Raw genomic sequence first — 12,205 nt, 5'->3', positions numbered from 1 at the left:
CGGCGGCAGCGCGGGCATCGAAGAAGCGCTGCGTTCCAGCGCCGACCACCCACCCGCGCCGATCGCCACCGAGGTGCGGGCACTGGCCCGGCGGCTCACTTATCGCACCCCCACCGAGCAGGCGCTGAGGGCGTTCGCCGACGATCTGGCCGACCCTACCGGCGACATGATCGCCGCCGCGCTGATCCTGGCCTGCCGGGCTCGCGGTCAAGGGCTGCGTGAGGTGTTGCAACGCCTGGCCCGTACGGTCGCCAAAGACGTCGCCGCCCGCCGGGAGATCAACGCTGAACGCGCCACCCACCGCGTCACCGCCCGCTGGGTCGTCGGCGCCCTCCTTGGATACACGACCTTCGCCCTGCTCAACACCACCTACGTGGCTCCGTTCGGCACGGTCGGCGGGCAGCTGGTGCTCGCCGTCGTGATCGGCCTGTACGCGGGCGCGTTCACCTGGCTGCACCGCCTGGCCAAGGCGCCGAAGGGGCACCGTTTCCTCAACGCCGCAGGGGAGCGTACATGATCGAGATCGTGCTGGCCTGCGGCGCGGTCAGCGGCCTCGGAGCCGCTCTCGCCCTGTCCACCGCCTTCCCGGCCCCTCCGGCGCTCGCGCCCGCGATGGAACGCCTGCGGCCGGGCGCACGGGCTGAGCCCGCCCAGGACTGGAAATCACGGCTGGTCACGAAACTTTCGGGAACGCTGGTCGGCGCGAGGGTTCCGCACGCGGATCTGGCCCTGCTCGGCAAGACGTCCCACGACTACCTCGCCCAGAAGGCGTTGATGATCGCCTTGGGTGCGGCCGGACCGTTCGTGTTCTGGGCGTGGTGCGCACTGCTCGATGTCGTCCTGCCCTGGCCCGTCTCCTGGGCGGCGTGCCTGGCGTTCGGCGTCGCCGTGTTCTTCGCCCCTGACGCCGCCATCCGCGGCCAGGCCGCCGAGGCGCGCGCGGCGTTCCGGCAGGCCATCGTCGCCTACCTCGACCTGGTCGCGCTTGCCCGGGCCGCAGGGGCAGGACCGGCCGAGGCGCTGGAGTCCGCGGCGAAGGTCGGCCACGGGTGGACCTTCCAGCGGCTGGCCCAGGCTCTCGACCCTGGACGGAGAGGAACCGGCAGCGCGTGGGACGAACTCACCCGCCTGTCCAAGGAGGTCGACGTCCCGGAGCTGGCGGACATGGCCGCCATCGCCCAGCTCGCCGGCACCCGAGGAGCGAGCATTCTCGACACCCTGATGGCCAAGGCCCAGTCCCTGCGCGAGGCGGACCTGTCGGCCGAGGTTTCCAAGGCCCGGTCCCGTACCGAGACCATGACCGTCCCGATGGCCCTGTCGGTCCTCGGGTTCCTGCTGCTGCTCGGCTATCCCGCCTTCGCGCGGATGACCGGCGGCTGACCGCTCTCCCGGAGGTATCCGACCAATGATCCGTAACCGCGCGCTCGCGATCGCCGTACGGCTGGAGCTGCTGATCAACCGCTGTGCCGTACGACGCGGCCTGGACCCCGAACGCGGCGCGTCGACCGTCGAATGGGTGATCATCGCGGCCGTGGTCTTCCTGCTGGCCATCACCGTCGGCACGAAGATCACCTCCGTCGTCAACGAACAGCTCGCCAAAATCAAATGAGCGAACGCGAGCGCGGATCGGCGACGCTGGAGGCCGCCCTGGTCTATCCGGCGGTGCTCCTGCTCGTCATGCTCGCCATGAACACCGCACTGTGGTTCCACGCCAGAACCCTCGCCATGGCCGCCGCCCAGGAAGGACTACGCGCCGGCCGCGCCCACGGCTCCACCCTGTCGGCAGGGCAGGCGAGCGCCGAACGCTTCATCCGCCAGGCCGGCGGTTCCTTCCTCACCCACCCCGACGTCGCCATCACCCGCGACACGGACACCCTAGAAGTGTCGGTCAGCGGACAGGCCATCAGCCTGGTCCCCCTGCTCACGCTCCCCGTGACCCAAATCGCCCGCGCCCCCATCGAGAAATGGACCACCGGATGACCCACGAGCGCGGGTCCATCGCCCTGGAGATGGCGATCATCGCACCGGCGCTGATCGCGCTGCTGGTGATGGTCATCGGGCTGGGCCGCGTCTCCTTCGCCCACAGCGCCATCGAAGCCGCCGCCCGGGACGCCGCCCGCCAGGCCTCCATCGCCCGCGACCCGGCCACCGCGCGATCAGCCGCCTTGAGCAGCGCACGGGCGGCGCTCGCCCGCGAAGGGCTGGCCTGCGCGCCGTCGGTGGCTGTGGACACCACCGGCCTGTCGGCCCCGCTCGGCAGGCCCGCGACCGTGGTCGCCCAGGTCTCCTGCGAGGTGCAGCTGGCCGACCTCGCCGTACCGGGAATCCCCGGTACCAAGAACCTCACCAGCCGCTTCACCAGCCCGATCGACCTCTACCGAGCCCGCGGAGACCAGCCGTGAACGGCGAACGGGGTTCGGTCACGGTGTTCACCGCAGTGATCGCGTTCGCCCTGCTGATGTGCGCGGGCCTCATGGTGGACGGCGGCGCCAAGATCCGCGCCTACCGGGAGGCGTACGCCGCGGCCGAGGAAGCCGCCCGAGCCGGAGCCGGACAGCTGGACACCGCACGCGCCTACGCCAGCGGCCAGTTCGAGACCGACCCCGCCCGAGCTTCCGCCGCGGCCCGCGCCTACCTGTCCGCAGCCGGCCACGCCGGCGCCGTCTCCACGACCGGCAACCAGGTCCGGGTCACCGTCACCGTGTCCCGGCCCACCTTCCTGCTCTCCCTGATCGGCATCGACACCGTTACCGCCACAGCCTCCGCCGCCGCGCGGATGTTCCACGGCATCGAACGAGGACAACCATGACGATGTACGGGCTGCGTCATCCACTGCTCGCCAGAGCCACCGCCGGCACGGCACTCATCGCCCTGCTGGCCGGGATCCCCGCCATCCTGCTGATCTTCTTCTGGCCTGTCGCCCTGCCCACGCTCGATGACCTGGCCACACCAGGCGAGCCCGTCGTCATCAAGACCCTCCTGCTGGCCACCGTGTGGACCTGCTGGGCGCTGTTCGCCCTCGCCGTGGCGGTGGAGCTGGTGGGCACGGTCCGTGCCCGGCGCAACCACGTACGCCTGCCTTTCCAGCGACTGGCCGCGTACCTGATCACCACCATCACCGTCGCCGCGACCGCCCCCATCGCCGCGCCCCGCGCCCTGATCCCAGCCGCAGCGGTCGCCGCCACCTCCACGGAACTGCCCGAACACGCGGCAACCGTGGAACCGGCCGGCAGCGTCGCCGAGAAGCCCTACGTCACCTACGTCGTCCAGCAGCGGGACACCCTGTGGACCATCGCCGACAAGCAGCTCGGCGATCCGATGCGCTACCGCGACATCATCGCCCTGAACCAGGGCCGCACCATGGACGACGGCAGCCCCTTCACCCGCGGTGAGTGGCTCGAACCCGGCAGCACCCTGCGCCTGCCCGCCGACGCCAGAAAGCCCGAGCGCGCACGGACGCATACCGTCGCCTCCGGCGAGACGCTGTGGGGCATCTCCAAGCAGCATCTCGGCAAAGGCAGCCGCTACAAGAAGATCTTCAAGCTCAACAAGGGACGCCCACAGCCTGGAGGGCTGCGGCTGACCGACCCCGACGTACTGGAACCAGGATGGCGTCTCGTCCTGCCCAAGCGGGGGCGCGACGCCCGAAGAGCAAAGCCGGTCCTGCGCCGTACCCTCCCCCGGCTCACCACCAAGCCGCATCACCAAGCCCCCACGAACGAGCCGCCACACTTCTGGGCCTCCTCGTCGCGCCTCATCACCGAGCCGGAGCCCCACCAGCCCTCCCGGGGCGAAACCGCGCCTACCACCGAGACCTTCTCGCCACGCCCTCCGGCCGCACCCGCGAAGCCCAACGCGGAAGCGACCTCTTCCGAGGTGGTCGTCCTCCCCCAGGGCGGGATGATGGCGCTCTCCTTCGCCGCCGGCATCGCCGTCGCACTCGCCGCCACCCGGCTCCACCGCAGACGCCGCCTGACCACTCCTGCCATCGACGAGCCCATCAGCGTCCCCGCCCCCGAGCCCCAGCCTTCAGCCGTACGGGCACTGGAACAGGCGTACCGAAGCACCCGACCAGAGGCGGCACCACCAGCCGATCTTGACCTGGTCAGTTCGGCCTTCGAGATAGACCCACCCGTCACGCTCAAAGCCGGAACCCGCGACGACAAGCCCGTGCACCTTCCCCTGTCAGGGCTGAACCTGGCCCTCACCGGCCCGGGAGCCGACGACTGCGTCCGAGCCATCGTCCTCGACCTGCTCACCCAGGCCGACGCCTACCGCGCCAGCGTCCTCGTCCCCACTCAGGACGCCGAACGCTGGTTCGGCGACACCATCACCACCCTAACCACCCACCTGCCCGAACTCCAGCTGACCGCCACCCTCGACGAAGCCCTCAACCACCTCGAAGAACAACTCGTCGGCCGTCGCGGCCTCCTCCAGGACTACGAGGCCGACGACATCCACCAGCTTCGCCAAGCCGAACCCGGCGAGCCCTTGCCCGCGCTGCTGCTGGCCGCGTCCTGCCCCGACGGCCACCCGTACCTCGACAACCTCCTGACCATGGCATCCAGCCTCGGAGTCGGCTCCGTACTGACCGGCCACGCCCCATCAGGAACCACCTGCGAGCTCGATCAGAACCACCGCATCACCGAAGCGACCGGCCCCATGGCCGCAGAACTCCGCGACGCGACGCTTTTCCACCTACCGCCAGGGGCGGCGACCTCGCTGCTCCACACGCTCGCAACCGGCAACGGCATGCCCGTCGACCACCCCGAACACCCAGCCGACCTCGCCGTTCCCGAGCCGTCCACAACACCACAACCGGTACGGGTCACGCTCCTCGGCGAACCCGCTATCGACATACACGGCACTCCCGTGGACCTGTCCCGGCGAACCAAGGCACTCGAACTTTTCGTCCTCCTCGCCCTCCACCCCAAGGGACTGAGCCGCGAACAGATCTGCGACCACCTCTGGCCCGACCTCGAGGAAACGCTGGCCGGCTACCGCTTCCACGCCGCCCTCAAGGACCTGCGCACCGCCCTGCGCGACGCCTGCCCTCCGGACGACAAGAAGGCCCACTTCATCGAACGCAGCGGCAAGACCTACCGCATCGAACCCCAACACATCCACATCGACCTGTGGACCTACCACCAGGCCCTCGCCGACGCCCGCACCGCCACCGACGAGCACGCGAAACGCGCCGCCCTTCACACCGCCGCAGCCCTATGTCACGGACAACTCGGCCAGGGCCTGCGCTACGACTGGCTTGACCAGGACCACCGCTGGCCACTCACCATCGCCAGCGTCAAGGCTCTCCTCCAACTCGGCGCCCTCCACGAACGCGCAGGCCACAACGAACGAGCCCTGGAAATCTACGACCAAGCCTGCGCCCTCGACCCCGACATGGAAAGCGCCACCCGCTCCGCCATCCGCCTCCTCCTCGATCTCGGCCGCACCGACGAAGCCCGCCAACGCGCCCGCCACCTCGACGCCCGCCTCAACGCCCTCGGCGTCGCCCCCTCTCCCGAAACCCAGGCCGTCCTACAACGACTCAACACACGACGCGCATCAGGACCCGGCCAGCAGCAATAATGCCGTGGACTGCGTGGCAACGGTGACACTCAGTAGCCAGCGATACGTCCTCGCTCCTGCGCAATACCCAGGCGAAAGGCCATCCACGGAATCCCTCCAGGGGTGATGAGCGACCCGGTGAGGACGTGTACGCGGTCGTCCCCGGATGGGCGTTGCGATCCCTCCAGGGGTGATAAGCGACCTCGCCCGTGACTACCTTCACGGAGGCGTTCCGCGTGTTGCGATCCCTCCAGGGGTGATAAGCGACCCGCCCGGACGGCCTCATAGACGATCCGGGCGGCTACACGTTGCGATCCCTCCAGGGGTGATAAGCGACGGGACTCCATCACCGGCCTCCCGCTCCAGCAGTTGTTGCGATCCCTCCAGGGGTGATGAGCGACCTTGCCGTCGTCGGATTCGGCGTACGTCTTCTCTTGTTGCGATCCCTCCAGGGGTGATGAGCGACCTCGAACGCGTCCGCGATGCCCGGCAAGGGCTTGAGTTGCGATCCCTCCAGGGGTGATGAGCGACCTCAAGCCGATCGACGTCCACCGCCGCACCGACCTGCGGTTGCGATCCCTCCAGGGGTGATGAGCGACCTTGTACCTGACCACCGCGCAAGCCTGCGGACGCCTGTTGCGATCCCTCCAGGGGTGATGAGCGACCTCGTGCCGCCGGCGCGTTCGGCGTAGACGGCGGGTTGCGATCCCTCCAGGGGTGATGAGCGACCCTGGAGCCGGGCCCCTCCGCCTTCGGCCGGCTGACCCGTTGCGATCCCTCCAGGGGTGATGAGCGACCCCGCGTGAACAAGACCATCCCCCGGCACGTGTCGTTGCGATCCCTCCAGGGGTGATGAGCGACCCCGAGAGTAAAGCCGCAGGTCAGAGACACCTTGCATGGCACCGGAGCGAGGGGTTTTGCAGCAACCCGCCGGTAGTGCAGAAGCCCAGGTCAGAAGGGGTGGTTCACAGAACGGGGTCGGTGTTGCCGAGGGCTTGGCCGATGAGGTCGGTCTGGATGTTGTGGGGGCCTTGGGTGCGGTATATGAGGATGCTGTCATAGCTCGGGTCGATCTGGGCCTTGATAGCGCTGACGAACTTGCGGTGCTGTGCCGTGGAGAGTTCGCCTTGGAAGACGCTCCGCTGCACCCAGTGCAGGTATTGCCGGCAGGTTCTGAGGACGGCGGGATTGCGTTCGGCGAGGGTGTCGTAGACGACGATGACGAACACGGTTACCACCAGGGCCGGAACGGCTTGTAGGCGGCGTCCTCCAGGCAGAGCCGGACCAGTTTGAGAGCTTCGAGGTGAATGAGCTCCTCGTAGGAGACTTTCCGGCGTAGCGCCCGATGGTGGACGGTGGTGGCCAGCTCGGTGCGGATGAGTTCGGAGACCTTCTTGCGGCCGTCCCGGCTGAGGGAAGCGTTGCCGACGTCGGACTCGAAGTCGCTGGGACGCAGGAGCTTCTGAGCGGCGGCGCGTTTGAGCAGACGTTCGGCGAACAGCGGTTTGAAGGGTTCCGCCAGGTCCAGGGCGAGGGTGTTGCGGCGCCGATCGGTGTCGGCGTGGAGAAAGCCGAGGGCCGGGTGCAGGGGTGTACAGCGGAGTGCGGTCAGCACTCGGGCGTAGGTGATGGCGTTGGCGTAACTGATGAAGGCGTTGCCTGCGTTGGCAGGTGGGCGGCGGCTCCGGCCTTCGAGGCGGAGCCATGGCGGGAGGATGGTGTCCAGAACGCCCCAGGCAGTACGGCGGTAATTGCCTTCTGCGCCCATGAGTTGCTCGCTGGTCTGGCAGGTGGGGAGTTGTTCCTCCAGCCGGGCGAGCGGGGTGTCGAGCAGGTCGGTGTCCATGGCCCACCGGACGTTGGCCGCTGTGGTGGCGATGAGCGCGCGGCCGATCTCCAGGCGCTTGTCTTCCGTGCTGGCGAGGGTGACTTGGCGGCGCAGGACATGAGCGGAACTGGTGTCTTCGGCGGGAGCGATAGCGCCGGCGTAGTTCCCGTAGTGGTCGAGAATGTGAACCATGACGCCGTGGCGGCTGAGTAGTGAAACCGCCGAGGTGTTGATGTCGACGTGGTCGAAGGCGATCAGGTCGCGGATGTCGGTGATGGGGACGCGCACCGGGGTCTGGTCGGCCCGTTCGATGCGTACGCTGTTGTCTTCGCGGCGGATGCGACAAGGCTGGGTGAGCCAGTAGGTCCGGCCGGCGGCGCTCATGAGTCTCCCCAGCAGTAGTCGGTGTAGGAGCAGCCACGACAGCGTGGGCGGTCCAACCTGGGTGGTGTGTCGGAGGCACTGATCACGGTCTGGGCCTGCCGTTCGGTGTCTTCGGCGAGGGCGCGGGCCTGCCGGTCCCAGGCGACGGTGACCGTACGGCGAATGAGCGGGTAGTGGATGATGCCGTGCTGGACGGTCACGCCTCTGCGTTCCAGCAGCAGGCAGTAGTGGCGCACCTGGGCCTCGTGCTGTTCCGAGGGCGCTCGGGATGACTTGGTCTCGTGGATGACGGCGCCTGTCGTGACCCAGTCGATCTTCGCCTCACCGAGGTCGATATCCCGTCGGCGCGTATAAGTGGTGTCATCCACAGCTTCGCCGTAGGCGACCGCGTCACTGCGCTGCTCGGGGCGGTAGCCACGCATGTAGAGCCAGAGCTGGCGCGGGCAGTGCAGCAGGTACTTGATGTGGACCCCGCCGATGTCGCTCACAGAACGGTCTCCGGAACAGGCGCGGGCTGGACCTGCAGATCCAGTCCGAGGACGGGACTGTATTCGGCGTCGATGACCCAGAGGCGCAGGTCGCCTTTGACGAATTCCGCCCGCCCTGCGGCGCGGAGAGCTGCGAGTTGCATGTAGCGGATGGGGATCAGCAGGCCTGCTGCGAGGAGTGGATCTTTCTCAGCTTCGGTCCGGTACGTATCCAGGTCCGCGCTGAGCAGCACCTCGACGGTGTCGAAGGCCTCATCGAGTTTGGCGGCGAACTCACTGCGGTCGTGGAACGGGTCGGGGAAGGTGAGGAAGTCCCGGCTGAATTCGTCGCGGTGACGCTCGGCCTCGGCGGCCCAGCGCTGGCCCCATGCCGTGGAGTAGGCGACGTCCAGCCAGGTCTCAATGGCCTCTTCCGAGATCTCCGGCCCCGGAGCGCTGGTCAGTGCGGTGAGCGAGGCGTCCAGTGCGCCCTCGTCGTACGGCCGGTTGGGAACGACCTTGGTGTGGACCCGGAACTCCACCAGGCCGTCGGGGTGCCGGCCACGCCGGTTGATGCGCCCGGCTCGCTGGGCGATGGCTTCGATCGGCGCGAGTTCAGTGACTCCGCGGTCGAAGTCCAGGCACAACGAAACCTCCACGGCTTGGGTGGCCACGACCAGTCCACCGCGCAGGGTGGTCTCTCCCGGCTCCCGTTCGGGGTAGCGCTGGAGGATGCGGCGTTCTATCTCGGCCCGGTCCTGGGAGCGGAAGCGCGAGTGCAGCAACATCACGTCTGGATGGTCGTCGAACCTCGTGTAGAGCTCCTGCGCCGTAGCGACCGTATTAGCGATCACCAGGACGCTCTGTCCCTCGTCCAGCCACCTGCGGATGCGCTCAATGCTGGGGCCGGAGTCGATCGGGTCTTCGTCCAGTGTGAGCCGATGACGCGGGGGCGCCGTGCCCGTCGAAGCCCGGCGTACCTCGACCGAGCCGAGAGTGTCGCGAATCAACGCGATCATCGGTTGGGCAAGGGTCGCGGACAGGACCGCCACCCGGCTACCCAGCTGCTGCCACAGCCGCATGCAGGCGCAGATCCGGCCGAACGTCGCGGGATCGTAAGCATGCAGCTCGTCCAGGACCATCAGGGCATTGGCCTGTTCGAGCAGGACGCTGGAGTAGCGGGTTCCTGCGATGGCCGCACGCAACAGTTGGTGCGGGGTGGCGACCCTGACCTGCTGACTGAACAGCCGCATCGCGCCGGCTCGGGCCCGGGCACGGCGAGCGTCGGCCGGGCCGGGCGTGCAGTCGTCGGCAATCGCCCGGGTCAGCAACGTACGTGCCGCGGTGGCGTGGAGCACGCCGATGTCCGGCCGCTCCTGGCCGGGGGCGGGGTCGAGGTTGGCGATGAAGCGATCCCGCGCGGCATCGATGGAGGCCCGGTACGGCAGGAGCCAGACCAGGCGCGGCTGGGCCGGCATGTCATCGAGCTGCCGCGAGGCCCAGGACAAGCCGGCCTCCGTCTTACCGCTCCCTGTGGGCGACACCAGGATGAGATGTTGTGCGGTATCTGCTGCCTGCCGCTGGTGGGGATACGGCGTCGGTAACCGGCTCAGGAAGTTTCGGGGCAGCGGCATGTGCGTCTGCAGAGGTACGTGAGCCGAGCCGGAGTGGTCCGCGAGGGTAACGGCACCCTGCAGCAACACAGCGACCAGGCCCTCCTCTTCGCTGACCGGATTGATCCACTCGGCAGACAGCCGGGCGAAGGCATCACGGGCGAGCTCCCACAGGCGGCGGTCGTTCGCGGGGACGGGAACAGCAAGCCGACGCGCGAGCCAGGCCAGCCATTCTCGGTGGCGGGCAGCCGGAACCTGTATGCGGGGCCGCCCCAGTACCGGAGCAGGATCGCGGCCGAACTTACGCTCCCACGCCGCTACTGGGGGATACATGGAACGTAGGTCACCGCTGCGGTGTGAGACGAGCGGCCGGTGGTGGAACGCCACACCGGCCGCGATCATCTTTCTGTCGTGTCCGTCCAGGTTGCAGGTGAGCAGGTCCACATAGGCGAGCGAAAGGACCTCATGCCGTTCGCCCCAGCTTTCACCGCCAGGGCGGAGCTGGCGCTGGAAGCCCTCGGCGACCTTCCCCGCGTCGTGCAGCAGCGCAGCGCTCTCCGCCCACGACCAGAATCGCGGATGGGCGGCAAGCACGCCGGGAGAGCCGATCCGGCCCGCGACCGCCCTTGCAGCGTCCCGAACGGCGAGGCTGTGCTCGGTCAGCAGTTCCGGCCGCCCCAGTCCTGACCCGCTGGCGGACTTGGCCAGCACTTGGGACAGCTCCGTCCCGTCCTCATCCGAGGCGACCGGCGAGCTCAGCCAGACCGCCTGGTCCTCGTCGCGGTACGCCTCTGCAACGGCATGTTCGCCCGCCGGCTCGGAACACCACTGGTAGCTGCGGTACTCCGTGCGGCCACGGTTGGAACTGATCGATTCAGCCAGCCTCAACGTGGTGGCCAGCGGCGCCTCGTGCCCTCCCACCGGCGCCAGGGCGTGCCCCACCGTGGCCCGCTCGGTGGGCTGCAATGTGACCTCTCGAATGGAAACGATGTGCACGAGGTCTTGGGTACGTCCCAGCCGCAGACCCCACACCGGCCTGCGCAGAGCCTGCGCTATCCGGTCTCCCTCGGGACCGGGGATCCAGATCGTCAGGCGGACGCCGATGAGAAACGGCCTGTCCCGGATGGTCATGCCGCCTTTGCCAGCCGCCACCCTGCCTGCGACGGCAGGGTTGGAACCGTCCGCGGCTATGGGGTGGTAGGTCTCGGCATCGAGGTCTCGTCCTTCGGCCGATGCAGCCAGCCCCAGCGTGACCGGCTCGCTGGCGCGGCCGGTCGCGGCGGCAAGCATGCCACGAACGGTGTAAGGCGGTGGCACCGGTAGGCACCGGCTGACACCGGGGAACATCGGATCCCGAAAGGAGGCGACCGGCGCGTACAGCTCAACCCGGACCGCCTGGACGGGGCCCGGCCTGCTGCTCATCTGGCTCACCTGGCCGGGTCGTCGAACCAGGCGTCATGCTGCCCGGTACGGATTTCCTCCGCCAGGCTGCGCAGCATCGATCGCGGATGGTCGATGACGATCTGCCCCTCCTCGACCAGATCGGCGAGGTCGTGTTCGAACTCTTTCCGGCTTCTCTCCTGGAAGCCCGGCCGCCACCCCAGCCGTACGGGTGCCTCCCATTGCCCCTGCCATGCCTGCAGTTCCTGGCGCAGCACCTTGCCGCTCACCGTCAGACCGGTACCGTCCGCGGCACCATCGATCGCGAAGGTCAGAGGGTTCACCCCACCCGCCATCGGAAGCGCGGCCACCAGTGCCGGGGTGCGGTCGCCGTAGTGCAGCGCCTTCTTGGCTCCACCGGTCAGCTCGGCCAGTGCCTCCAGCAGCATCGCCACGCGTTCCCTGCGCGTCTCCAGCGGCAGCCGAACCGCGGGATGGCTGCGGAAGGTGATCGCTTCGGCGCCCATGTTCACGGCCTGCGCCACGCTCAGAGCCGCATCGGCCGACAGGTAGTTCGCCCTCCCGCTGCCGTTGGAAGCGGGCAGGGTGAAGGTGCCCACCCGAGGTACGTCGAGCAGGAACGGCGCGGCCAGGTCAGCGGTGTAGAACTCGTGGCCATGCAGCACCGGGTCCTCGACGCCGCGAGACATCACGCCGAAGTCCTCAGTTGGCCGTGCCGGCTCCACCGACATGAACGTGCCGACCATGAACGGCGTGTCCCGCAGGGTCGTCGCCTCATCGGCGCTCTTGGCACCCGCCTTCATGTAGCCGAACAGGTGGTGAGTAGGCCGGGGGGATCGCACCCCCGGCCTCTCGCAGAACCGGACTTGAACCTCTCGACTCATCCGGCTCCCATCGCCCAGCCGTCAGGACGTGCGCCGAGCCTCCAGTGCGCGAACAGGCGG

The 12,205-nt window shown here is 68.6% G+C and carries 12 protein-coding genes and 1 CRISPR repeat array; of the genes, 7 read left to right on the top strand and 5 right to left on the bottom strand.

All coding sequences use genetic code 11. The annotated features are described in order from the left end of the window. The 7 genes from ABGA98_RS45405 to ABGA98_RS45375 form a co-directional block, all read left to right on the top strand. On the top strand, positions 1-517 hold a 517-nt coding region (locus tag ABGA98_RS45405), incomplete at its 5' end, for a type II secretion system F family protein (protein ID WP_347624702.1). After that, positions 514-1,380: a type II secretion system F family protein gene (locus ABGA98_RS45400; RefSeq protein ID WP_347624701.1), complete on the top strand. Its 867-nt coding sequence runs from the start codon at positions 514-516 to the stop codon at positions 1,378-1,380. The genes ABGA98_RS45405 and ABGA98_RS45400, both read left to right, overlap by 4 nt. 25 nt (positions 1,381-1,405) lie before the next feature. Next, on the top strand, positions 1,406-1,609 hold the full coding sequence (locus ABGA98_RS45395) for a hypothetical protein (RefSeq protein ID WP_138198581.1): 204 nt from the start codon (positions 1,406-1,408) through the stop codon (positions 1,607-1,609). Continuing rightward, positions 1,606-1,980 carry a TadE family protein gene (locus ABGA98_RS45390; RefSeq protein ID WP_347624700.1) on the top strand — a complete coding sequence of 125 codons (375 nt, stop codon included), beginning with the start codon at positions 1,606-1,608 and terminating at the stop codon, positions 1,978-1,980. The genes ABGA98_RS45395 and ABGA98_RS45390 overlap by 4 nt, the downstream gene beginning before the upstream one ends. Next, positions 1,977-2,402, top strand: a complete 426-nt coding sequence (locus ABGA98_RS45385; protein WP_347624699.1) for a TadE family protein — start codon at positions 1,977-1,979, stop codon at positions 2,400-2,402. Before ABGA98_RS45390 ends, ABGA98_RS45385 begins: the two co-directional genes overlap by 4 nt. Continuing rightward, on the top strand, positions 2,399-2,809 hold the full coding sequence (locus ABGA98_RS45380; RefSeq protein ID WP_347624698.1) for a pilus assembly protein TadG-related protein: 411 nt from the start codon (positions 2,399-2,401) through the stop codon (positions 2,807-2,809). The genes ABGA98_RS45385 and ABGA98_RS45380 overlap by 4 nt, the downstream gene beginning before the upstream one ends. Next, on the top strand, positions 2,806-5,589 hold the full coding sequence (locus ABGA98_RS45375) for a LysM peptidoglycan-binding domain-containing protein (protein ID WP_347624697.1): 2,784 nt from the start codon (positions 2,806-2,808) through the stop codon (positions 5,587-5,589). The genes ABGA98_RS45380 and ABGA98_RS45375 overlap by 4 nt, the downstream gene beginning before the upstream one ends. A gap of 84 nt (positions 5,590-5,673) precedes the next feature. Then, positions 5,674-6,430: a CRISPR direct-repeat array (repeat unit 31 nt; unit sequence GTTGCGATCCCTCCAGGGGTGATGAGCGACC). A 103-nt stretch (positions 6,431-6,533) separates the two neighbouring features. On the opposite strand, the gene cas2 is transcribed toward ABGA98_RS45375, so the two are convergent. Genes cas2 through cas7i form a run of 5 tightly spaced genes read right to left on the bottom strand, consistent with a single transcriptional unit; the run spans position 6,534 to position 12,064 of the window. Then, positions 6,534-6,797 carry a CRISPR-associated endonuclease Cas2 gene (cas2, locus tag ABGA98_RS45370; RefSeq protein WP_347624696.1) on the bottom strand — a complete coding sequence of 88 codons (264 nt, stop codon included), beginning with the start codon at positions 6,795-6,797 and terminating at the stop codon, positions 6,534-6,536. 2 nt (positions 6,798-6,799) lie between these two features. After that, positions 6,800-7,780, bottom strand: coding sequence for a type I-B CRISPR-associated endonuclease Cas1b (gene cas1b / locus ABGA98_RS45365; protein ID WP_347624695.1), 981 nt, complete (start codon positions 7,778-7,780; stop codon positions 6,800-6,802). Further along, on the bottom strand, positions 7,777-8,268 hold the full coding sequence (cas4, locus tag ABGA98_RS45360; protein ID WP_347624694.1) for a CRISPR-associated protein Cas4: 492 nt from the start codon (positions 8,266-8,268) through the stop codon (positions 7,777-7,779). Before cas4 ends, cas1b begins: the two co-directional genes overlap by 4 nt. Further along, positions 8,265-11,282 carry a CRISPR-associated helicase Cas3' gene (gene cas3 / locus ABGA98_RS45355; RefSeq protein ID WP_347624693.1) on the bottom strand — a complete coding sequence of 1,006 codons (3,018 nt, stop codon included), beginning with the start codon at positions 11,280-11,282 and terminating at the stop codon, positions 8,265-8,267. Before cas3 ends, cas4 begins: the two co-directional genes overlap by 4 nt. A gap of 5 nt (positions 11,283-11,287) precedes the next feature. Beyond that, positions 11,288-12,064, bottom strand: a complete 777-nt coding sequence (gene cas7i, locus ABGA98_RS45350; RefSeq protein ID WP_347624703.1) for a type I-B CRISPR-associated protein Cas7/Cst2/DevR — start codon at positions 12,062-12,064, stop codon at positions 11,288-11,290. Positions 12,065-12,205 lie beyond the last annotated feature (141 nt).

Source organism: Nonomuraea sp. B1E8 (assembly GCF_039871515.1).
Taxonomy (GTDB): domain Bacteria; phylum Actinomycetota; class Actinomycetes; order Streptosporangiales; family Streptosporangiaceae; genus Nonomuraea.
Note: the sequence above shows the minus strand (reverse complement) of the source record. Positions and strands in the feature narration are given on the sequence as shown.

Bases quoted from the DNA above. Each gene is read 5' to 3' on its own strand.
- ABGA98_RS45400 (WP_347624701.1), top strand. From the start codon at position 514: ATGATCGAGATCGTGCTGGCCTGCGGCGCGGTCAGCGGCCTCGGAGCC.
- ABGA98_RS45395 (WP_138198581.1), top strand. From the start codon at position 1,406: ATGATCCGTAACCGCGCGCTCGCGATCGCCGTACGGCTGGAGCTGCTG.
- ABGA98_RS45390 (WP_347624700.1), top strand. From the start codon at position 1,606: ATGAGCGAACGCGAGCGCGGATCGGCGACGCTGGAGGCCGCCCTGGTC.
- ABGA98_RS45385 (WP_347624699.1), top strand. From the start codon at position 1,977: ATGACCCACGAGCGCGGGTCCATCGCCCTGGAGATGGCGATCATCGCA.
- ABGA98_RS45375 (WP_347624697.1), top strand. From the start codon at position 2,806: ATGACGATGTACGGGCTGCGTCATCCACTGCTCGCCAGAGCCACCGCC.
- cas1b (WP_347624695.1), bottom strand. From the start codon at position 7,780: ATGAGCGCCGCCGGCCGGACCTACTGGCTCACCCAGCCTTGTCGCATC.
- cas3 (WP_347624693.1), bottom strand. From the start codon at position 11,282: ATGAGCAGCAGGCCGGGCCCCGTCCAGGCGGTCCGGGTTGAGCTGTAC.
- cas7i (WP_347624703.1), bottom strand. From the start codon at position 12,064: ATGAAGGCGGGTGCCAAGAGCGCCGATGAGGCGACGACCCTGCGGGAC.